Raw genomic sequence first — 22,391 nt, 5'->3', positions numbered from 1 at the left:
TTAGAACTTAGAACTTAGAACTTAGAACTTAGAACTTAGAACTTAGAACTTAGAACTTAGAACTTAGAACTTAGAACTTAGAACTTAGAACTTAGAACTTAGAACTTAGAACTTAGAACTTTTACCAGGAGCAAGCCAATGAAGTGGATATCAAAATGTTTGATAGGATTCGCGATAATTATCGTCACGGTATCTACTTATTCGGCAAGTCGAGACAAGGCGGTCCCTGCGGAGCTCAAACCCTGGATCCCTTGGGTGAACAAACACCTTGATTTTCTCGATTGCCCCATGGTTGAAGGTGGAAAAGTGCTTGATGAGAAGGACCGCATTTGTGCCTGGCCGGGTGTACTGGAGTTGGAAGTCAGCCGAACGCGCGGTCAGTTTGAACAAAATTGGAAGGTTTTTAAAAGTGGATGGGTGCCACTTCCCGGTGATAACCAGGCTTGGCCTTTAGCGGTTCAAGTGAATGGTCAAACAACTTTAGTGCAAAACCGACAACATCAACCATTCGTCTGGATTGAAAAAGGCACGGCAAAAATTATTGGTTATTGGAAGTGGGATTCTCAACCTCAGAGTCTTGCCATTCCGGATTTGATTGCCAGTATGAATTTGAATTTGAATGGCAAACCCGTAGATTTTCCAAAACGTGAATCGGGGCGAGTGTTGCTCGGTGAAAAAAGCAGTCAAGCAACCGTTGCGGATGAACTCGACTTACGGGTATATCGGCTGTTAATCGATCACCATCCATTAATGATGGAAACTCGATTGACCTTGAATGTTGCCGGGCGTGTGCGTGAAATTAATTTGGGTCAGGCGTTGCTGGCCGGGTTTGAGCCTGTGGTCGTTCAAAGCCCTTTACCTGCTTTTTTAAATACTAACCGGGAACTGATTGTCCAAGTAAAGCCTGGTAATTGGCAATTGATCCTGTCTTCTTATGCACCTTCAGAGTTGCAGGAACTTACCTTCACCCCGAGCCAACCGGTTTGGCCGCAACAAGAGGTTTGGAGCTTCAGAAATAATCCGGAAATACGAGTAGCGATGTTGGAACAACTTTCTGTCATCGATCCGGAGTCGGCGAACGTACCCACCGAATGGAAAAGTTATCCCAGTTTTTTATTCGCACCTCAAGAGCAAGGAGTCATCAACGAAAAGATTCGTGGCATACCGGACGACGCTTCAAATCGAATGTCTTTGTCGCGCAAATTATGGCTCGATTTTTCTGGCGAAAAGTGGCGGTTTGAAGACAGTGTTCAGGGTGAAATGCGCAAAAACTGGCGGCTCGATATGAGCGCACCTTTTCAACTTCAATACGCGAGTGAAAATAACGAGCCGCTTTTAATTACCACGTTGCAGGAGCAACAAACTGGAGTAGAGGTGCGCTCACCGGGGTTAACGTTAACCGGAGGGGGTGAAATCAGCAAGCAATCGCAATTGCCCATTACCGGTTGGTTACAGACGTTTGAACAAGTTGAGTGGGATATCAATTTACCACCAGCACACCGGTTGGTTTTGGCACAAGGTGCCGAGCAAAGTAACAGTTGGCTGAATCAGTGGGACTTGTGGGATTTATTCTGGGTTATGTTATTGACGGTGATCGCTTATCGATACGGTGGTTGGTCGCTGGCTTCGACTGGCTTTATTGCACTGGTGTTGATGTTTCATGAAGCTCAGGCTCCGGTGGCTTCTTTGTCCAATTTGTTATTGGCTTATGTGGTTTACCGCGCCATGCCAGACAAGAAAAACTGGTGGCTGAAAACGCGCAGCATTTATTTTTGGGGGTCTGCGATTTTATTTGTGATTTTTTTCGGATTGTTTTTGATCCATCAAGTGAGGGTCATTATCCATCCGCAATTGGAGCACTATTCACCGGTGCGGTATCCGGTATCTGAAGCGTCCGCGCTACACGATGTTGCGAAAGCAAGAAAGCCTGCATCACTAGAAGCTGTGCGAGAAGAGCTTGCTGCTCCCGCGGAGCAAAAAATGATGATTACTGGCAGTCGCATGCGGCAGCAGCAAGTGCTGAATCGATATGGCAAAGATATGGTGATCCAAACGGGCACGGGTCGCCCCGCTTGGCAGTGGAACCGTTACCAACTCACCTGGCGCTCTCCGGTTGTTGAGCAGCAGCAAGTGCGGCTCTGGATTGCGACACCATCGGTGATGACTTTGTGGCGGTTGTTGATGTTGTTTGGAATTTTGTCGGTTGCACTTTTGGTGATCCAGAAAATCACGGGTCACAGGTTGCGCATTGCCAATATGAAAAAGTATTTGGGAACCTTGGCGCTGTTAACGCTGACACCGCTTTTTAGTACCGATGTTGAAGCTGAAGTTCCAGATTCGCAGGTGTTAAAAGAATTGCAACAATGGTTGCACCAGCCACCAGAGTGCCACCCGGAATGCGTAACCATTTCCGGATTGCGTATTATCAGCGAAGGGCAGGCACAACGCGAGTCTTTGGTGCTTGAAATGCAAGTGGACGTAATGGATACAGCAGCGTTTCAATTGCCACATTCAACCCACTGGATCATTAAAAATATTCGACTGAACGGTCGTCCGTACAGTTGGTTGGCATACCATCGGGGGCACCAATGGATGACGGTTCCGAAAGGTCGACAAATTGTGCAGTTGCAAGGTGTATTGTCAGGAGCGACCAGTTTCAATATCGCGTTTTCGGAACAGCCTCATAACATTCAAAACCTTACCGATATTTGGCAATTGGAAGGTGTCTATAACGGCAGTTTGCGCGCTGGCGAAATCAGTTTTACTCGTAAGGCACAAGCCATGGCATTGATGCGTGATCCAGAACAGCAAGATCCGCAGTTAAGTCAACAAAAAGCGCTGGCCATCAAGCCTATGGTCAAGTTGATAAGAGAAATCTGGATTGATACGGACTGGCGATTGACAACGCATGTGCAACGGATTGCCCCATTGCAAGGTGATATCAATTTGCAAGTACCCCTGTTGTCTTATGAGCGGGTAACCAGCCCCGGATTTGAAGCAAAAGGCAGTCAGTTAGACGTGCAGTTACCTGCCGGTGTTCACACTATTCGATGGGAGTCGATGCTCGAAAAACAGTCGCCACTTGCAATTACTGCGCAGTCTACTCAGCATTTTGTTGAAGAGTGGCGATTTAATGCATCCCATCAATGGCGGATACAGTTGGATGGCGTTCCTGAGGTGTGGCCAGAAAATCAAGAAGCCCAAATGTGGTCTTTTCGCTATTTGCCTCGAAGCGGTGAGTCGCTGACGGTCGCCATTGAGTCGCCGCAAGCGGTAAAAGGTTTTAGCCAGAGTTTTGACAACCTGCATTTGCGGGTTTATCCCGGTGACTCGCAACGTCGTATTGAACTGGAAACTCATTACCGTAGCAGCAGAGGCGGTCAAAACGTCATTCATGTCGGCAACGGTCAGCAACTGAACGCGGAAATTGACGGTCGTAAAGAATACCTTCAAATACAGGACGGCGTGATCAATTACACCACTGCACCAGGCAGCCATGTTATTAAACTTGACTGGAAAGAACCGGAGTCGATGGCGTTTTCTTCCAGTTTGCCTGTCGTCAATCTGAATGCACCGATCAGCAACTTGTCTATTGAGTGGCAGATACCGCGAGATCGATGGGTGATCTGGGCAGACGGTCCGGTAATCGGTCCTGCCATTATTTATTGGGGTGAGTTGCTGGCCTTTTTAATCTTGGCATTTCTGGTATGGCGTACTCGAATATTGCCAGTGTCTCCTTTGCACTGGTTGCTACTGGGTTTGGGGTTAAGTACGCAAAGTTGGTGGTTACTGGTATTTTTGACGATTTGGTTTGTTGCATTACAGCTGCACCGAAATTATATCAGCCGTCAGTCAGACGTTCTGTTTCATTTTTTACAGGTAATACTGTCGGTTTTTTCAGTAATCGTATTACTTACGCTGGTTGTCAGTGTACCGCTTAGTTTACTCAGTGAACCGGACATGGGCATTGTTGGAAATCAATCAAACCAGCACGTTTTGAAGTGGTATCTCGATGCATCAATAAACGAATCACCCGTTATCAATGTGTTTTCGTTGCCGATGTGGGTTTATCAACTTGCGATGTTAGCTTGGGCGCTGTGGTTGGCGTTTGCTTTAGTCAATTGGGTACGATGGGGTTGGGAATGCCTGAATCATCAGGGGTTCTGGCGCACCAAGACGAAGGTCATACAGAATCAAAGTACTCAAAGCCAAACGCTCAATGATCAGCCTGAGAATAAATCTTCTTGATCGGTGTCGGCGCGAGGAATGAACTCCGGAAATGGTTGTTGAAGTAAACGCCGGCACTCATCTTCGTCGGTGGTAAACCGTAACATCACATAATGCAAGGCCGCGGTTTGTTCCAGCAGCCGTACATTTTCTATCGGGATTTGCATTTCCTGGTGGATAACGATGATTCGAGACTGAGCCGGAAAAACTTCGGTCAAATGTTGCGCAACCGCAAATTCTTCGCTGTTATTTAGCTGGTACTCGGTTTGGCGAATGTCGGAAATGATAGACCAGCACTGGGACTCTATGCACAAACCGTGAATTTCTGGAACCGAGCGGGTTAGCTCGGCGGCGGTCAGTTGGCCGACGTGAATAACTTCGATGCAGGACGTAAGTTCGTTAAAATAAATGGTATAGCCCACTGCTTATCCCTCTGCTTATAAGGTTAAGTTTAGCAAAGATAGTGTCGGCATTAACTGTTTTTGGTTGTCAATTGCGCAGTGGGTGCGTATAATTCCGCGCTCATTTTATCCGGGCTTACTTGAGCCCAGTGCTTTTAAGTAATCGGATAGTGTTTACAATTTGGTTAACTCCTTGTCATTGCCCGGTGGTCGCCCGACCGACTGAGAGAATGGCTGGAATCCAAAAGGAGATTTAAATGAATCACTACGAAATCGTATTCATGGTGCACCCTGATCAAAGCGACCAAGTTCCCGCGATGATCGAGCGATACACCAACATCGTAAAAGAAGCTGGTGGTCAGGTTCACCGTCTTGAAGACTGGGGCCGTCGTCAACTGGCTTATGCAATCGAAAATGTTCATAAAGCACACTATGTCTTAATGAATCTTGAGTGTGAGTTCTCTGCAGTAGAAGAGATCGAGAACATCTTCCGTTTCAACGATGCGGTATTGCGTCACATGACTATCCGCCGCAAAAAAGCCATTACTGAAGCTTCACCTCTGGCAAAAGAAGACAGCAAAGAAGCTGCTGCTCCTGCCAAAGAAAAGCCCGAAGCTTCTGAAAAGAAAAAAGAAGCTGCTACTGAAGCCGCAGAATAATCCGGAGGAATAGAATATGTCTCGTTTTTCTCGTCGTCGTAAGTTCTGCCGTTTCACTGCAGAAAATATCGCTGAAATAGATTTTAAAGATTTGGCAACTCTAAAAAGCTACATTACTGAAACCGGCAAAATCGTACCCAGCCGTATTACTGGAACCAGTTCCAAGTATCAGCGTCAGCTGGCTCGTGCGGTAAAACGCGCCCGTTTCTTGGCTCTGCTGCCTTACAGCGATTCGCATAAGTAGTCAGAGCGTTTGAGCGACTTACCTTTTGTAAGTCTTCGTTGTCAGATTTAATAAGAGGAAAGACTGATGCAAGTCATTCTGTTGGAAAAAATCCGTAACCTGGGTGATCTGGGTGACCAAGTATCGGTAGCCAACGGTTACGGCCGTAACTACTTGGTTCCGCACGGTAAAGCGGTACCTGCTACCAAATCGAATGTTGAACAGTTTGAAGCGCGTCGTGCTGAGCTGGAAAAGCAGGCTGCTGAATTATTGGCTACTGCTGAAGCGCGTGCTGAGAAGCTGAATAGCTTAACGGTAACCATCGCTGCCAATGCTGGTGACGAAGGTAAATTGTTCGGCTCTATTGGTACTCGCGATGTTGCTGATGCCATTACGGCTGCTGGCGTTGAAGTCGCTAAAGCAGAAGTTCGCATGCCAAATGGTGTGATTCGCAATACGGGTGAGTACCCACTTGAATTGCAATTGCACACTGATGTGACGGCTACTGTGACTGTCAACGTGGTTCCTGAGCAAGCTTAAGCTTAGAAATCAGATGGTTACAAAAAAGGGATTGGTGTAAGCCAGTCCCTTTTTTATTTGTTTAAATTTTTAAGCTTTCGAGAAGCCTCTTTTTCGATACAATGTGTCATTCTGATTTCCGCAGAAATAAGTACGAGAGATGAACCAACTTCTGTTCGGGAAACGAAAAATCGAAATATTAAGTCGATAAACGTTTTATTTTTGCCGCCAGTGAAGTAATCCGGCAGGCGATGGCGAATTAAACTTCTTTGATTTAACCAAACATAAAACATTTATCGATTTGTCCGTCATTGGTATTTTTCTCGGGTGAGGTTAATTAAAGTACCCTTAGAAAAAGGTAACCGTTTAATAACAGGTTAAAAAGCAGTAAATCATGGCCGAAAGAGATCCTGTCACCGCACAATTGAAGGTTCCCCCGCACTCGATAGAAGCCGAACAATCGGTGCTCGGTGGGCTGATGCTCGATAACGATGCTTGGGAAAAAGTCAGCGATAAGTTGGTTGCCGATGACTTTTACACGAAAGAACATCGAGCCATTTTCCGAGCGGTTTATTATTTGGCAGAAAATAACCAGCCGATGGATGTGATCACGTTACATGAATTTCTGGAGCGTGAAGGGGAGTCGGATAATGTCGGTGGTCTGGCTTATTTGGGTGAGCTCGCTAAAAACACGCCCAGTGCGGCCAATATTGAAGCCTATGCGCAAATTGTGCGTGAACGTGCGGTACTCAGAGAGCTTATTTCTGTATCGAATGAAATTGCCGATTCAGCCTACTTTCCAAAAGGTCGAAAACCTGACGAATTACTGGATCACGCCGAAGCTAAAGTTTTTAAAATTGCCGAACAACGTGAAAGCAATGATGCAGGGTTAAAAATCGCATCGACCTTTTTGCAAGAAACCTTAGATCGGATTCAATACGCCGTTGATTCTAAAGGCGGGATTACTGGACTTTCTACGGGGTTCAGTGATCTGGATAAGATGACTAACGGCTTACAAAAAACCGATCTTTTGATAGTTGCTGGCCGTCCAGCGATGGGTAAAACCACCTTTTCAATGAACATTGCCGAACATGCATCCATCCACAGTGGTAAACCGGTGTTGGTGTTCAGTATGGAGATGCCGGCGAATCAGCTGCTGATGCGTTCTTTCGCGTCCATTGGCGGCGTTGATGCGACGCGCTTGCGAACCGGTCATCTGGACGATAAAGACTGGGACAACCTGATGGTGGCGACCAACATTCTTAAAAATAACTGCAAAATGTTTATTGATGACTCACCCGGATTATCGCCGTCGGAAGTGCGTTCACGGTCACGTCGCATTGCCCGTGAGCATGGTGACATTGGGTTGATCGTTGTGGACTATTTGCAGCTAATGCAAGTGCCAGGTTTGTCTGATAACCGTACTTTGGAAATCTCCGAAATTTCGCGCTCGTTAAAGTCTTTAGCGAAGGAGTTAAAAGTGCCCGTCATCGCGTTATCACAGCTTAACCGCTCGTTAGAACAACGGGCTGATCGTCGACCTGTGATGTCTGACTTGCGTGAATCTGGAGCGATAGAGCAGGATGCTGATATCATCATGTTTGTTTACCGCGACGAAGTCTACAATAAAGAAACCGAAGCAAAAGGTCAGGCCGAAGTCATCATCGGTAAACAGCGTAACGGCCCGATTGGAACCGTTCATTTGGCGTTCCAGGGACATTACAACCGCTTTGCTAATCTGGCCCGACATTACGATGACGAAGGATACTGATGCGTCCTACCAAGGCGATTATTCATCTTGATGCCATCCAGCACAATTTCAAACTGATTAAACAAATGGCACCCGCCAGTCGGGTAATGGCCGTGGTTAAGGCCGATGCTTACGGCCACGGTATCGTACCGGTCGCGCGTGCATTGGATGAAGCTGATGCGTTTGCCGTCGCCTGTATTGAAGAGGCAATCCAGTTACGTGAAGGTGGCATCGAGCAGCCCATTGTACTGCTGGAAGGCTTTTTTGAAGCCAACGAACTCAGGTTAATCGAAAAACACTCGCTGCAAACCGTTATTCACCATCAACACCAAATTGAGCTGCTTAAAAAAGTGACCTTTGCAGAACCGCTGGTGGTCTGGTTGAAACACGACTCCGAAATGAATCGTCTGGGGTTTTGCAGTGAGTATTTTCTCGATGCCTATCAGCAGTTAGTCGATATGCCACAGGTCGCGGAAGTTCGGCTGATGACGCACTTTGCCTGTGCCGACGATACCGGTAACACAAAAACCAGGGAGCAGTTGCGCCTGTTTCGACGTTTAATTAACAATCTTATTGGCGAGCGCTCAGCTTCTAACTCCGCAGCAGTTCTGGCTTGGCCAGAAGCGCACTTTGAATGGATACGACCGGGTGTCATGCTTTACGGCAGTTCGCCATTAATAGGTCATACCGGGCAAGAACATCATTTGCGGCCGGCGATGACATTGGAATCGAGAGTGATTGCCGTAAAGGCCATAAGCAAAGGACAAACCGTTGGTTACGGTGCTAACTGGGAGGCCGGTAGCGATACGCGACTTGCCATCGTAGCAATCGGTTACGGTGATGGTTACCCACGCCATGCAGTTAATGGTACTCCAGTGTGGATTAATGGACGTACTTGCCCAATAGCGGGCCGAGTATCCATGGATATGATCGCAATCGATCTGGGACCCGATGCAACCGATAAAGTCGATGATCGGGTTGTATTGTGGGGCCCAGAGTTGCCAGTAGAACAGGTGGCGCAATTTGCTGATACCATTTCCTATACGTTGTTGTGCGGTGTTACTTCGCGAGTAAAATTTGAATGGCGAGGTGGAGCTGATGGTTAAGATCCTAAAAGTGACTACTCGAGGTCAAGGACTGTATGAGTTCACTTCTCAAGTGGAGCAAATATTGGCGCAATCGGGCCTTGAACAGGGGTTGTGCAGCTTATTCGTGCGTCATACTTCGTGCAGCTTGCTGATCCAGGAAAACGCGGATCCTTCCGCACGGCAAGATTTAGAAAACTGGCTAAACCGTTTGGTGCCAGAGAATGATCCACTATATACCCATATTTTCGAAGGTGCCGACGACATGCCCGCTCATATCAAAGCGGCGCTAACGGCAACTTCGCTGTCTATTCCCGTCATGGAAGGAAAGTTGCTGTTGGGAACTTGGCAAGGTGTTTATTTATGGGAGCACCGTCATAACGGTGGGGCGCGCGAAGTCGCACTTCATATGGCATAAAGTGAATCGATTACATTCGAAATAGCGCACCTCATACGACTTGCAAGTCGTGCTTAAGTTTCTGCCCCTTCCATTAATTACCTTTTTTAACGGACTATCCTTTTTGACAAGCTCGCGTTCAATTTATTTTTTGCAGCAATCCATTTAACAAGTCCGTGGTCATTTTTGGGGAAATTGGCGTAAGCGAAGTTTTGTCTGACCGCCTTCGAGTGAGCGGGTTAAATGGATACTTGACTTATGTTTGTATAATGTATACATTTTTTGGGTAGGTTGACAGGGTATTACTCATGGGCGCTTTGGCTACTCAAAATATTTCACGTGACTTTCACCGGGTGATGGATTTGGATTTGATTACCCGGTTGTTTAACCCCTTAAACGACTGCGTGTTTTCGGTGAAAGATCGCCGGGGACGCTATATCGAAATCAGCGATACCTGTGTTGAGCGATGTGGACTGGCAAGTCGCCAGGATGCCATTGGTAAAACCGCATTCGATTTGTTTCCTAAGCAAATGGCGGAGCGTTACCACCAACAAGACCAACGCGTTTTCACCACGGGTAATCCTATATTCGATCAACTTGATCTGACCTTGTTTAAAAATCGAAAACGAGGTTGGTGTATCACGCATAAGTTACCAATCCATAACGCTCACCGAGAATTGATAGGGTTGGCCTGTATTTCAAGAGATTTGCCTGAGCCTATTTGTCGCCAGTTTCTCGATCAAAAATTCGCAGCAACTATCGATTTTATCAAAACACACTTTCAAAACAGTTACCGTGTTGAACAGCTCGCAACAATGGCGGGTTTAACGGTGAATCAATTTGAGCGCCGTATGAAAAGCATTTATCAGCTCACTCCGAGTCAGTTTGTGACAAAAACTCGAGTTGATGCAGCTTGTGAATTTTTATCATCGTCCGACTTGACGATAGCAGAAGTTGCACTGCGTTGCGGGTATTGCGATCAGAGCGCATTAACGCGCTATTTCAAGCAAGTCGTTGGCTTGAATCCTGGAGAGTATCGACGATTTCTTAATGCTTATCAGTAAGTGAGTTATCGCTAAATAATTTATTTCTATTTAAATAAAATTTTTTATAATCAAATTCACCCGTTAAAAATATCTCAAAAAGATATTGCTTGACACTTTTTTTCTCTATAGCCTTGTTATTCAAAAACAAAATTAGGTAAATTGCGAACTGCGTAATTCAATAAAGAAGAATGCCGACAAGCCAATCAAGCAGTATGGCTTCCAAAGATAATAATGAACAACCTTGGGAGTACTACCTATGAGAAAGACTGAGTCAGGAAAAAGTCCGTTCTGGATCAAGTCCACTGCACTCGCTGTTGCTACCGCACTGTCTCTTCCTTTGTTCGCTGCTGAAGATGCAGACAACGAAGACGACAAAGATAAAGTAGAAGTGAAAGTGGTAATAGTAGGCTCTCGAGCCGCACCGCGATCGATCGGTGAGTCCGCTGTTCCGGTGGATATCATTTCAGGTGAAGAGTTTGAAAGTCAGGGCATTACCGATATGAATTCGATGCTATCGGTTTCTGTGCCCTCATTTAATGTCAATGCGCAACCTATCAGTGATGCCGCAACTTTGGTTCGGCCCGCAAACTTAAGAGGCTTGTCTCCAGACAGTACTCTCATTTTGGTAAATGGAAAGCGTCGGCATCGCGCATCCGTTATTACTTTTTTAGGTGGTGGTCTGTCCGACGGCTCACAAGGCCCCGACATTTCAGTAATTCCTAGTGTTGCTTTAAAACAAATTGAAGTGCTTCGAGATGGCGCTGCGGCACAATACGGTTCAGACGCGGTGGCAGGCGTAATGAACTTTGTGCTAAATGATTCTGCTTCAGGTGGGTATTTCGAAGCAAAAACCGGGCAGCACTATGAGGGGGATGGAGCGTCCTTTCAACTTTCCGGTAATGTCGGTTTCGAGCTCACAGAGCGTGGCTTTTTAAATTTAAGTATGGAATACAAGCAAGCGGATCCAACAGACCGCTCAGTACAACGACCCGATGCTCAATTCTTAATTGATAACGGTAACACTGCGGTGGCAAATCCTGCACAGATTTGGGGATCTCCGGAAATTAAAGACGATACTAAATTCTTCTTTAATAGTGGTATAGACCTGGGTAATAACAGCGAGCTTTATGCTTTTGGTAACTGGGCGGAAAGAGAAATTGAAGGCGGATTCTTTTATCGTAATCCAACGACGCGCCCAGGCGTTTTTTCGAATAATGCCAACTACTTAACCGATGATGACCCTAATACAACAATGTGGACTCTTTTGGTGGGGGACCCGTCTAGTAGTGATAACAGTGCATGTCCTGTTGTTCAAATAGATGACGCAACTGGAATTCCTGATCCGGTGGCGCTCGCCGCGGTGGAAGCTCACCCTACGTGTTTTACCCACTACAGTCGCTTTCCCGGAGGCTTCACACCTCGCTTTGGTGGTGTCGTTGCCGATCAATCTTTAGCTTTGGGCTATAAAGGGGAAACCGATTCTGGGATTACTTACGATGTAAGCTATACCTACGGTAAAAACGAAGTTGATTTTGCGATTAAAAATACCGTCAACTCTGCATACGGCGAAGACACACCTACGTCATTTACTCCGGGAAGTTATACTCAGGAAGAAAACGGTCTTAATTTTGATATGACCTTTCCGATTACCAACGGTGTGATTGCGGTAGGTGTTGAAAGCCGAAACGAAGAGTTCTCAATTTCGGCGGGTAATCCCGAGTCTTATGAATTCAACGATAACTTGGCAGCTCAAGGCTTTGGTATCGGGTCGAATGGTTTTCCAGGGTTCAGAGACGTTGATGCCGGCTCTTGGGATCGAGGTAACTGGGCGGCTTACGTTGATTTTGAGTGGGATCTTTCACACGACTTTTTATTAACCGCAGCGCTGCGTCACGAAGATTATGACGATTTTGGTACCACCACCAACTATAAATTATCTGCTCGTTGGCAAACGACTGATAACCTCGCTTTTCGTGGGGCCATAAGCACAGGGTTTAGAGCGCCTACGGTAGGGCAATCCAATGTACGCAATGTAACCACTGCGTTTACAAATGGTGTGTTAGCGGATGAAGCGACGCTTCCTCCAACAACTCCAGGCTTGTCTGACTTGTCTACAACAACCTACCCCAACGGTTTAGGGGCTAAGCCGCTTACGCCGGAAGAGTCGGAAAACTTTTCGATTGGTACCGTAATTGAGTGGGACGATTGGTTTATTACGGTCGACTATTACAATATTAAAATGGAAGATCGTATTGCGCTGAGCTCTACTTTTGAACTGGGAGATGAAGAGCGCACGCATTTATCGAACGCTGGCTTTATAGGTGCTTCCAGTCTGTCCGCAATGCGCTTTTTTACCAATGACTTCGATACCACCACTCAAGGTGTGGATTTAGTGGCGAATTACTCGATGGAATTGTGGGGCGGCGATGTTGATTGGGGTTTGGTTTATAACTGGACCGATACCGAAGTGGACAGTGCGAATTCGGGGACATTGAGTGCAACTCGTATTCGGCAGTTAGAGGAGAACTTGCCTGACGTTCGAGCAACGATTTCCATGAACTATAAACTGGATGATTGGAGAACGACTCTTAGATATAACCATTACTCCGGATTCTATGAAGCGCACTTGGACGATGGTACTTTGCCGATTGAAGTGGGGCGTGCGGCGACCGTTGATCTTGAAGTTGGATATGACGTTACCGGTAACTTAAACCTTGTGCTTGGTGCTCAAAATTTATTTGATGAATACCCAGATAAAAACCCTTGGGCGGATATCGTAGGTGCGGAATACCCGGTTACTTCGCCATACGGATTTAACGGAGGTTATTACTACATTAAAGCAGGATATTCCTTCTAACCACACACCAAAAAACCCCGCATCAGCGGGGTTTTTTTAATTACACATCCTAAAAAGCTTGAAAATTTTATAATCCACCCTTATTTTTTCAACACATCTCTTTTTCTTAAAGGTATTCCAAATAATGATGCGTATTGGTTTGTTTCTATTAACTAACCTTGCGGTTGTTTTGCTTGCCAGCATCACATTAAGCCTGCTTGGTTTCGAAGGCTATATGCAGAAAAATGGCATCGATTTAAATTTGCCTGGGCTTTTGGTTTTTTGTTTTGTCTTTGGAATGGGAGGGGCTTTTGTTTCATTATTTTTGTCGAAGTGGATGGCAAAGCGCTTTACCGGTACTCAAGTGATAACTCAGCCCAGAACACCTGACGAACGTTGGTTGCTCGAAACAGTCGCCGATCTTTCGGAACGAGCTGGGATAGGTATGCCCGAGGTCGGTGTTTTTCCTTCCGAGCAATCAAATGCTTTTGCAACCGGTTGGAATCGCAATAAAGCATTGGTTGCTGTGAGCCAAGGGTTGCTCTTTCGATTCAGTAAAGAGGAAGTGCGTGCTGTTTTAGGGCACGAGATTGGCCATGTGGCCAATGGCGATATGATTACGTTAACCTTGATCCAGGGGGTACTGAATACGTTCGTCATGTTTTTTGCGCGAATTATAGGACACACCGTTGATCGGTTAATTTTCAAAACCGAACGTGGCCATGGCATTGGTTTTTACATTGTCACTTGGGTGGCGGAAATCATTCTTGGTATTCTTGCCGCAATTATTGTTGCCTGGTTCAGCCGTCGCAGAGAGTTTCGAGCCGATGCGATGGGAGGTAAACTGGTGAGTAAGCAAGCCATGATTGGTGCTTTGGCTCGATTGAAAGCCGAGTCTGAGCTGCCTAATCAGATGCCTGACACTATGACCGCGTTCGGGATCACGGGCGGAAAAATGTCATTAGCCAGTTTATTGGCCTCGCATCCTCCATTAGATGAGCGGATTAGGGCTTTGCAATCGTAAATCTTAATAAAGTAAGGTGGATTTCAAGGTTTATTGAGTTTCCACCTTAACTTTTCATCTCTCCTGCCGATATAACCCAAACTAAGAGATTTTTAGCAAGAAATTAAATAATGTTCTAAGCTTATCTCAGTGATTTTACTCAAAAAATTCTCACCAGCGAGCACCCATATTTGTGATATTCACTGGTGATTTCACTCCATAAGAATAATGCAGTTACAGGATAGCTCTATGAATTTAACCGTCTCTGCTCGAATTGCCGGTGGCTTCGCAGTCGTTGTTCTCTTATTACTGATGATCAGTATTGCCAGCTTGTCAGGTGTAAACAGTATCAACAGCAACTTGGAAAGTGTGGTTGATGAAGCGACGCCTATGTTGCAAACCAGTGGAGAAATGATTTCTACGTTATTGGAAGCGAACGACCGGGTTAATCGCCATCAAAAAACGAACCGTCTCGAAGATTTGCCTACTCTGGAAAGTGGATTTAATGAGCTTAAGTCGAAATACATGTCGTTAAAAAAGCGAATGGTTGCGTTGGCGGAAAAGTATCCGAAGCTTTTAACCGTCTTTCAGCAAGCACAGCAAAGTGTTGATAGCTACTTTCAAAACATTCCTGAAGTATTTGCACTGCATCAACAGTCTTTGGAGCTTGCCCAAAAAATAAATAATTTACGCAGTGACTTTGAGGATGCTTCAGATGAAATAGACAGCCTGGTTTATGACTTGAGCGAGGAACTAACTTCTGCTGATGATATTAAAGTGGTGCAATCAATCGGTAACTTGGTTCGTGAAGGAACGATCAGTGCGACCGATGCACTTAACCTTGAGAATTTGAGTACGATTAACACCGTCAATAAAGACCTTAACGCGATTGTTGAGTCCGCAACCGAAAAATTTAACCAGTTAGCGGCGACTTCAGCGAGTAGCTCAGAATATTACTCGCAACTGGGCAGTGAGTTGAATCGATTTAAAAACATGTCGACTGGTGCCAGTAGTTTACTTCAGTTATATATGGACCAATTGAACGCGAGCAATAACTCAATCGAATTATTGATTCAAGCCGAAAGTGAGCTTTCAGAAGCAATTAAGTTAGCGCGAAGTGGGGTTGATAGTGTTAAGCGCTTTGCCGATGAGTCTAAAGCGTCGGCTGTTGAGCAGGTTACCAACAGTCAGTCGTTGATTATTATTTTGGCATTGGTCGCTGTGGCCGCGGCTGTGTTTATTTCTGTGTTGGTGATTCGCAGTATTCGACAACCTCTTACTCAGGTGGTTGAAGTTATTTCTCGAGTATCCGAAGGCGATTTAACGCAATATATCGATGTACAGCGTTCCGATGAATTCGGTTCGCTTTCCGACAGCGTTAATGATCTAATTAAAAAGCTTCGCGAAATTCTCGGTAATATTGCGAGCAGTTCGCAACAGTTAGCGGCCAGTGCGGAACAAACCGAAGCGATTGCTAGGCAGGGGCACGAGTCCATTAATCGGCAGAAAGAACAAACTGAATTGGTAGCGACTGCAATGGCTGAAATGACTGCAACCGTAAACGAAGTCGCCAACAGTGCCAACAGTACTTTGCAAGAAGTGCAAGGCGCCAATCAAGAAACCAGTACTGGGCAATCCATTGTTCGTCAAAATATTTCTACCATTAATCGACTGGCCGGTGAAATTGAAAGCGCATCTCATGTGATTAACAAATTGAATGAATACAGTGACAATATTGGTTCCGTTCTCGATGTGATTCGCGGTATTGCAGACCAAACCAATTTACTCGCTTTAAATGCCGCTATTGAAGCTGCTCGTGCTGGTGAGCAAGGACGTGGTTTTGCTGTTGTTGCCGATGAAGTGCGTACATTGGCGAGTAAAACGCAAGAGTCCACATCGGAAATTCAGGACATGATTGAGCGCTTACAAAACGGCACCAAAGATGCGGTGAGTGTAATGGAAAAAAGTCAGACAGAAGCCAGAGTCAGTGTGGATCAAACCGCAAAAGCAGGCGAGGCTTTGGAGTCAATAACTAAAGCTGTTGGTGTCATTAACGATATGAGCACCCATATTGCCAGCTCGGCTGAAGAGCAAAGTGCAGTAACCAACGAAATGCATGAAAATATTACCACCATTTCAACTCTGGCAGAGCAAAACGCTCAGGGGGCCAATGAAAGTTTATCGGCTAGCCAGCAGTTGGCTCGTTTGGCGGAGCAATTACAGCAAATGGTTGCTCAGTTTAAAATTTAGAATTGAAATTGATGGATCAAAAAAGCCGCTTTTCGCGGCTTTTATTTTAAGATAAATTTTGTGTTACATTTTCGACTTAAAGAGATCGACAAACGGTTGCTTCGATGCATCGCCGGCAGCAACTAAGCCTTCTGCCCATTGCACCAGGTTTTTTCCATCGTCTTCTGGATCGGTAATTGCCCCGCTTCCCGCTTTTGAAGCTAGAAATTTAGCCGCTTCCATTGCATTATTGACGGTTGCCACTCGTAACAGGCTGCCATCGCTACCGCATTTAATAGCAGGGTAAATCGCTCGCAACTTCATACCGGCTGCTTTCAACTTTCGTCGCATAGAGGTGCGATCATCGGCTTTCGCAAAATCACAAAGGCTGATTGCCAATCGCAACAGGTCATCGCTGGCATGTGTTGGCGTTGATAGCGTCGAAATCATCAACAAACCGGTCAACGTAGAAGTTAAAATTGTTTTCATTCTATTATCTCCTATGGTACTGCTTTAAATTACACCATGTAGCATCTAAGTTCGGTATCGGCACGGAACAAAAAATCTTTAATAAACAAAGAGTAAGCTGTTGAAAACTTGTTCAGTCTTTCGGCTATTTCGCTTTCACTCTCCGTACGGGCTTTTTTTGAGTGACAACTTCTAAACCCATTAATCGTAAAGTATCGGTAAACAAGCGCGTAGGTTGAAAAGGCCTGACGAGGTAGCCATTGATTTTAAACTGGTTAAGTTTTACCAACGTTTCTTTGTCAATTGAGTCGGCCAATACCATAATCGGGACGTTTTTCCACCGTTGGTCTTTGCGTACTTTCTCGATTAACTCTAAACCTGAAGCGTTTTTGAGCTCCAGACTAGTCACCAGACAGTGAGCAGCAGGCTGCATCCGCATGTACTGAATAAAGTCTCTTGCTTGCCGAAATACCTCTAGTTCAAACTCGGCGCGTTTAAATAGTTTCTCCAACAAGCTGGACTCTGACTCATCGCTTTGAACTGCTGCAATCCGAAATGTTGAAGTTTGCATCGGTCATTTTTTTGGTTAATGAATATGATAAATCTAGTACAATTCGCTTTATTTTCAATCGTCGGGTAGACGACGAAGCCGTAGCAAGTTCAGGTAGTTAGATGAATCGATCCCTTTGTGTTGCCCCTATGATGGACTGGACAGACCGTCATGATCGGTATTTTCTCCGTCAAATTTCGCGTAAAGCGGTGCTCTATACTGAAATGGTCACGACGGGAGCGGTATTGAATGGTGATCGGAACAGGTTGTTAGGCTTTCACTCAGAGGAGCACCCACTTGCCGTGCAATTAGGTGGGAGTGATCCCAATGAATTAGCGCAGTCAGCGCAAGTTTGCCAGGCGTTCGGCTATGATGAAATCAACTTGAATGTTGGTTGCCCGAGCGATCGCGTTCAACGAGGTAAAATCGGCGCCTGCCTCATGGCGGAGCCGCTTCTGGTTGCTGATTGTGTGCGTAACATGCAATCGGAAGTGGACATACCGGTGACGGTCAAGTGCCGTACCGGAATTGATGACTTGGACTCTTATCAACATCTGGTGCACTTTATTGACACTATTGCCTCTGCCGGTTGTAAAACGTTTATTATCCATGCCCGCAAAGCTTGGCTGCAGGGCTTAAGTCCCAAGCAAAATCGCGAAATCCCACCTTTGCATTACGAACGTGTTTACCAGATTAAGCAGGACTTTCCTCAGCTCGAAATTATCATTAATGGCGGCATTGTCAGTTTGGAAGCCGCGGAACAACACTTACAGCAAGTGGATGGTGTGATGATAGGCCGGGAAGCCTATCATAACCCTTATATTCTGGCGGAAGTGGATACCCGGTTTTATCAAGCGACGACTCAGCCTCCAACTCGACGGCAAGTGGCAGAGCAAATGCTACCGTATATTGAGCAACATATTGAGGCTGGTGGTCGATTTAATCAGATCAGCCGCCATCTCTTAGGGCTATTTCACGCACAACCGGGTGGGCGTATTTGGCGTCGTTTTTTAAGTGAAAACAGTCACCGGCCAGACGCTGGAAGCGATACGCTGCTGCAGGCGTTAGAGCAAATGAGTGTTGTGCAACAACCACACTGAATATTGACTAATAATTAGTGAAATTGCCCAAAACAATTTTATTGGTGTGATAAAAAGTCATGTTCATACAGCAGAAAGCTAACCTTAACTCTCTGATATACTTGATAAAGTATCCTTAACGCTTTCTATTGGCACAGATTCTGAATTGTTCAAACCAACCTGGATGATAAAAATCAGAAAGGTACTGAATTGAAACCAATCAGAAGAGGTGAGACATGGGAGTTTTCAGTCGTTTATCGGACATCATCAACAGTAATCTCAATGCGCTACTCGATAAAGCGGAAGATCCGGAAAAACTAGTGCGAATGATCATCCAGGAAATGGAGCAGACGCTGGTTGAAGTTCGCAGTGCGTCTGCTCGAACCATCGCTGACAAAAAAGAACTGACTCGTAAGATGGAACAGGTCGCTAAAGACATTACTATTTGGCAGGAAAAAGCCGAACTTGCAGTGAGCAAAGGGCGAGAGGATTTAGCTCGAGCCGCATTACAGGAAAAAAACCGAACAGAAACCCTTTACACGGCGCAACAAAAAGAAATGGCAGAGTTAGAAGGTGCGCTAGAAAAGCTGGAGCTGGATATTTCAAGATTGCAAAGTAAGCTTAATGAAGCTGTCGCGCGACGTGATGCTATGTTACTAAGACAACAAACATTAGTGAAGCAAAAGCAGATACAGCAGCAAATCTTACGACCTAGCTTGGATTCGGCTTTCGAAAAGTTTGAGGCTTTTGAGCGAAAAATGGATCAGATGGAAGCGGAAATTGAGGCGATGTCTTTAGGAAAAAATAAAAACCTAAAAGATCAAATCGATGACTTGGTCATTGAGGAAAAGCTTAAACAAGAGTTAAACGAAATTAAGAAGAAAGTGTCTGGGAAAGCGGCTTAATGGCTTTCCTATTACAAAGCCGTTGCTAAGTTGGATTTGAACCGAGGTGACCTATGAGTCGTTATTATCAAGGTAGTCAAGTAAAACGTCATTTTTTTCGGTCCAGTTTAAAAGGAAAGGTGACTGGCGTGTGTGCGGGTGTCGCCAACTATTTTGGGTGGGACTTGGTTTTGGTTCGTGTTGCTGCTGTGTTTGGCCTTGTCTTTTTTACCGCTCCAACGTTAGTGGCTTATATAATCACTACTGTTCTAACGGACAAAATCTGAGTATCATGTTGCTCACTCAATAAAAAATTCCGGTGTTTTCAAATACCGGAATTTTTGATAATTATTATGAGATATTTGAGCATGTTTAAAAGAATAGCACTCAAGATTGTTTTGGCGGGAACATTATTTTCAATGACCAATGTTTCCGCTCAAACGAACTGTACGCCAGAAGTCGCTGAGCCGTGGATTAGAGCATCATTACCCGGTCAAAAATCCAGCGCCCTTTATTTTCAGCTGGTTAATTCATGCGACTCTGAGTTTGTATTGACTGGTATTGAAACGGAAATTGCGCATCATGCGATGATCCATCAAACTTTACAGCAAGATGGCATGGCGACCATGCAACATCAACATTCAATTACCATAGAAGCTGGTCAAACAGTGTCATTAAAACCCGGTGGATTACATGTGATGCTGATGGGGTTGCAGCAGCCCATGAGTGTTGAGAGTCAACCCACATTCAAGTTGATGTTTGAATCTGGTGACGAGTACCGTTTTTCTGCACCAGTTAAGCCCATTCGTTAGTCTGTTTAATCGGGAGAAATTATGCAGGAACAAAAAAACACGTCAGAATCTTCCCACTTTTTTAACCCGGTAAAGTCAATTGCGTGGGGGCTTCTGGCATTGTTTTTCGGATTCTACTTGCTGTCCGTTTATTGGAGTATTGAACCCGAACTGTTTGAAGTAAAAAGCACTACCGATAACCATGTTGTTGGCTTTACGACCGTTAACACAGCCATTCGTATTGGCGAAACTTTGTTGGAAAAACCGGGTGGGTTTTTAAGCAACGATATTTTGCCGCCCAGTGTGTTTATGGATAACATGCCATCGTGGGAATACGGTGCTCTTGTACAGCTGCGAGACATTAGCGCGACTCTTCGAAATCATATGAGCCGTAGTCAGTCGCAATCCATTGAAAATGTGCATTTAAAAGAAGCGGAACCATTATTTAATAACGACAGATTGTCATGGATTTTGCCAGAGGCTGAAGGGAAATACGAAGAAGGTATCGCACAACTGCTTGCTTATCGCGACAGCTTAAAGGACAGTAAAAATCAGGATGCGCAGTTTTTTGCACGAGCCGATAACTTACGAATGTGGCTTCAGGTGGTTGAAAAGCGCCTGGGCAGTCTTTCACAGCGGTTAACTGCCAGTGTAGGTCAGGAGCGTGTGAATACCGATCTGGCCGGGGATGTGGCGGCTCAACAATCGTCTTCCTCTGAGTCGCAATTACTGGTGAAAACCCCCTGGTTGGAAATCGACGATAATTTTTACGAAGCTCGTGGTACGTGTTGGGCGCTAATACATTTATTAAAGGCGGTTGAAGTTGATTTCGCGCAGGTGCTCGACAAGAAAAATGCACGTGTCAGTTTAAGGCAGATTATCCGAGAGTTGGAAGCAACGCAGGAATCGGTGTGGAGCCCGCTAATTTTGAACGGTAGCGGCTTTGGCTTTTTGGCCAACCATTCTCTGGTAATGGCCTCTTATGTATCGCGAGCTAATGCTGCGATAATTGATTTACGCGAACTGCTATCGCAAGGTTAACTTCTATTTTGAGATGGCTTCTAGTAAAAAAGCTGCCGATGGCAGCTTTTTCCGTTTAAACCTTTTCATTTTCCGCTGCGTCTATGAAATTAACAAATAAATAATTAGGAACAGCTTTGAGCGCACAATTGGTTCCTTTGAAGCCAACTGAACAGATTGAGCAAGTCGAGCTCTGGGTTTCTTCCGCCCAAAATGGTAGTGTTACGGCTTTTGAAAAGTTGTACCGGCATTTCCATAAGCGAGTGTTTGGCCTCTGCTTTCGAATGGCCGCTAATGAAGCGCTCGCTGAAGAGTTGATGCAGGAAGCGTTTGTATTGGCCTGGCGAAAGTTGAGCAGTTTTAAAGGTGAAAGCCAGTTTGGTACTTGGCTTTATCGTATTACCTCTAACTTGGTGATCAGCCACTTCCGCAGTCGAAAAAATTGGGATTATGCAACGGAAGATATTGAGCAGTTGTCAACTGAACATGAGTCAGAGCGATTGGATTTGGGTCGTGACTTAGAAGTGGCGATAGCTCAACTTCCCACTAAGGCTCGAATGGTGCTGGTGTTACACGATATTGAAGGTTTTGCTCACCATGAAATTGCTGAAAAAATGTCGATTTCGCCAGGAACTTGTAAAGCGCAATTGCATCGAGCTCGCAATCTTTTGAAAGAGAGGTTTGCATGAAAGACGATAATGATCGGAATTGGCAACGCGTTCAAAGTGCCATACGAGAATTGCCGAGAGACATCGAAACTAAAAGTGATCTCTGGCCAGAAATAGAAAATCGAATTACCCAAGAGCCCCAGATTGCGGCAACACCATCTCGCTGGATGTCGTTTGCAATGGCTGCCAGTTTGTTATTAGCTGTTTGTTCATTGTTCGTATCATGGAGTAGTATGCAATACGCGAAACAACTCGAGCAACAGCAATTGGCTTGGTATCAACAACAACAAAGCTTTTTGTTGATGGAGCAACAGCATCAACTCATGAAAGCCCAGTTCCAGTCGAATTTCGATGATGTTTCTGAATCGATGGATCCTGCCGTGGTTGCTGATATACGGAACAACTTGGTTGTTATTGAACAAGCTATTGCCGATATTAAAAACGCTTTAATAAAACAACCTACCAACGACCGGTTGAACGATCTGTTAAAAGAAACATATAAACGAGAGCAACAACTGATCGAGCAGGTAAGTTTGCGTTATCCGACCATTTAGAG

The 22,391-nt window shown here is 45.3% G+C and carries 21 protein-coding genes; 18 read left to right on the top strand and 3 right to left on the bottom strand.

The window, feature by feature from the left end:
- Positions 1 to 138 precede the first annotated feature (138 nt).
- Entirely contained in the window at positions 139 to 4,248 is a 4,110-nt protein-coding gene (locus ACTUJY_RS16895) for a hypothetical protein (RefSeq protein ID WP_463617298.1), read from the top strand.
- Here ACTUJY_RS16895 and ACTUJY_RS16890 read toward each other — a convergent pair.
- On the bottom strand, positions 4,224 to 4,649 hold the full coding sequence (locus ACTUJY_RS16890) for a hypothetical protein (protein WP_463617297.1): 426 nt from the start codon (positions 4,647 to 4,649) through the stop codon (positions 4,224 to 4,226). The genes ACTUJY_RS16895 and ACTUJY_RS16890 overlap by 25 nt on opposite strands.
- 236 nt (positions 4,650 to 4,885) lie before the next feature.
- Between ACTUJY_RS16890 and rpsF the strand changes: the two genes are divergently transcribed.
- The 10 genes from rpsF (at position 4,886) to ACTUJY_RS16840 (ending at position 16,396) form a co-directional block, all read left to right on the top strand.
- Complete coding sequence (gene rpsF, locus ACTUJY_RS16885) at positions 4,886 to 5,287, top strand: 30S ribosomal protein S6 (protein ID WP_463617296.1); 402 nt, start codon at positions 4,886 to 4,888, stop codon at positions 5,285 to 5,287.
- Positions 5,288 to 5,303: 16 nt separating this feature from the next.
- Positions 5,304 to 5,531: a 30S ribosomal protein S18 gene (rpsR, locus tag ACTUJY_RS16880; RefSeq protein ID WP_463617295.1), complete on the top strand. Its 228-nt coding sequence runs from the start codon at positions 5,304 to 5,306 to the stop codon at positions 5,529 to 5,531.
- A gap of 66 nt (positions 5,532 to 5,597) precedes the next feature.
- Complete coding sequence (rplI, locus tag ACTUJY_RS16875) at positions 5,598 to 6,050, top strand: 50S ribosomal protein L9 (protein ID WP_463617294.1); 453 nt, start codon at positions 5,598 to 5,600, stop codon at positions 6,048 to 6,050.
- Positions 6,051 to 6,423: 373 nt separating this feature from the next.
- Positions 6,424 to 7,800 (top strand): replicative DNA helicase, encoded by a 1,377-nt coding sequence (gene dnaB / locus ACTUJY_RS16870; protein WP_463617293.1) that lies wholly within the window; start codon positions 6,424 to 6,426, stop codon positions 7,798 to 7,800.
- On the top strand, positions 7,800 to 8,885 hold the full coding sequence (alr, locus tag ACTUJY_RS16865; protein ID WP_463617292.1) for an alanine racemase: 1,086 nt from the start codon (positions 7,800 to 7,802) through the stop codon (positions 8,883 to 8,885). The genes dnaB and alr overlap by 1 nt, the downstream gene beginning before the upstream one ends.
- Positions 8,878 to 9,282 (top strand): secondary thiamine-phosphate synthase enzyme YjbQ, encoded by a 405-nt coding sequence (locus tag ACTUJY_RS16860; protein ID WP_463617291.1) that lies wholly within the window; start codon positions 8,878 to 8,880, stop codon positions 9,280 to 9,282. Before alr ends, ACTUJY_RS16860 begins: the two co-directional genes overlap by 8 nt.
- A gap of 287 nt (positions 9,283 to 9,569) precedes the next feature.
- Positions 9,570 to 10,325 carry a PAS domain-containing protein gene (locus tag ACTUJY_RS16855; protein ID WP_463617290.1) on the top strand — a complete coding sequence of 252 codons (756 nt, stop codon included), beginning with the start codon at positions 9,570 to 9,572 and terminating at the stop codon, positions 10,323 to 10,325.
- A gap of 238 nt (positions 10,326 to 10,563) precedes the next feature.
- Positions 10,564 to 13,164 carry a TonB-dependent receptor plug domain-containing protein gene (locus tag ACTUJY_RS16850; protein ID WP_463617289.1) on the top strand — a complete coding sequence of 867 codons (2,601 nt, stop codon included), beginning with the start codon at positions 10,564 to 10,566 and terminating at the stop codon, positions 13,162 to 13,164.
- Positions 13,165 to 13,288: 124 nt separating this feature from the next.
- Positions 13,289 to 14,167 carry a protease HtpX gene (gene htpX, locus ACTUJY_RS16845; RefSeq protein ID WP_463617288.1) on the top strand — a complete coding sequence of 293 codons (879 nt, stop codon included), beginning with the start codon at positions 13,289 to 13,291 and terminating at the stop codon, positions 14,165 to 14,167.
- 228 nt (positions 14,168 to 14,395) lie between these two features.
- Positions 14,396 to 16,396 (top strand): HAMP domain-containing methyl-accepting chemotaxis protein, encoded by a 2,001-nt coding sequence (locus ACTUJY_RS16840; RefSeq protein WP_463617287.1) that lies wholly within the window; start codon positions 14,396 to 14,398, stop codon positions 16,394 to 16,396.
- A gap of 63 nt (positions 16,397 to 16,459) precedes the next feature.
- Here the strand turns inward: ACTUJY_RS16840 and ACTUJY_RS16835 are convergent, their stop codons facing one another.
- Positions 16,460 to 16,864, bottom strand: coding sequence for a DUF3718 domain-containing protein (locus ACTUJY_RS16835; RefSeq protein ID WP_463617286.1), 405 nt, complete (start codon positions 16,862 to 16,864; stop codon positions 16,460 to 16,462).
- A 124-nt stretch (positions 16,865 to 16,988) separates the two neighbouring features.
- The gene (locus tag ACTUJY_RS16830) at positions 16,989 to 17,414 is read right to left on the bottom strand and encodes a response regulator (protein ID WP_463617285.1); all 426 of its coding nucleotides are present in this window, start codon (positions 17,412 to 17,414) and stop codon (positions 16,989 to 16,991) included.
- A gap of 101 nt (positions 17,415 to 17,515) precedes the next feature.
- Here ACTUJY_RS16830 and dusA point away from each other — a divergent pair, with 101 nt between their 5' ends.
- From dusA to ACTUJY_RS16795, 7 genes are all read left to right on the top strand, one after another.
- A complete protein-coding gene (gene dusA, locus ACTUJY_RS16825) occupies positions 17,516 to 18,493 on the top strand; it encodes a tRNA dihydrouridine(20/20a) synthase DusA (protein WP_463617284.1) in 978 nt (325 codons plus the stop codon).
- Positions 18,494 to 18,708: 215 nt separating this feature from the next.
- Positions 18,709 to 19,377 (top strand): phage shock protein PspA, encoded by a 669-nt coding sequence (gene pspA, locus ACTUJY_RS16820; RefSeq protein WP_463617283.1) that lies wholly within the window; start codon positions 18,709 to 18,711, stop codon positions 19,375 to 19,377.
- A gap of 53 nt (positions 19,378 to 19,430) precedes the next feature.
- A complete protein-coding gene (locus ACTUJY_RS16815) occupies positions 19,431 to 19,643 on the top strand; it encodes a PspC domain-containing protein (protein ID WP_463617282.1) in 213 nt (70 codons plus the stop codon).
- An 81-nt stretch (positions 19,644 to 19,724) separates the two neighbouring features.
- Positions 19,725 to 20,168: a copper chaperone PCu(A)C gene (locus ACTUJY_RS16810; RefSeq protein ID WP_463617281.1), complete on the top strand. Its 444-nt coding sequence runs from the start codon at positions 19,725 to 19,727 to the stop codon at positions 20,166 to 20,168.
- A gap of 21 nt (positions 20,169 to 20,189) precedes the next feature.
- Complete coding sequence (locus tag ACTUJY_RS16805; RefSeq protein ID WP_463617280.1) at positions 20,190 to 21,188, top strand: DUF2333 family protein; 999 nt, start codon at positions 20,190 to 20,192, stop codon at positions 21,186 to 21,188.
- A gap of 116 nt (positions 21,189 to 21,304) precedes the next feature.
- Positions 21,305 to 21,856 (top strand): RNA polymerase sigma factor, encoded by a 552-nt coding sequence (locus ACTUJY_RS16800; RefSeq protein ID WP_463617279.1) that lies wholly within the window; start codon positions 21,305 to 21,307, stop codon positions 21,854 to 21,856.
- Positions 21,853 to 22,389 carry a hypothetical protein gene (locus ACTUJY_RS16795; protein ID WP_463617278.1) on the top strand — a complete coding sequence of 179 codons (537 nt, stop codon included), beginning with the start codon at positions 21,853 to 21,855 and terminating at the stop codon, positions 22,387 to 22,389. Before ACTUJY_RS16800 ends, ACTUJY_RS16795 begins: the two co-directional genes overlap by 4 nt.
- Positions 22,390 to 22,391 lie beyond the last annotated feature (2 nt).

This window comes from Pleionea sp. WD8-19 (assembly GCF_055326765.1).
The sequence above is the reverse complement of the archived record's forward strand: the minus strand, read 5'-3'. Positions and strand labels throughout refer to the sequence as shown.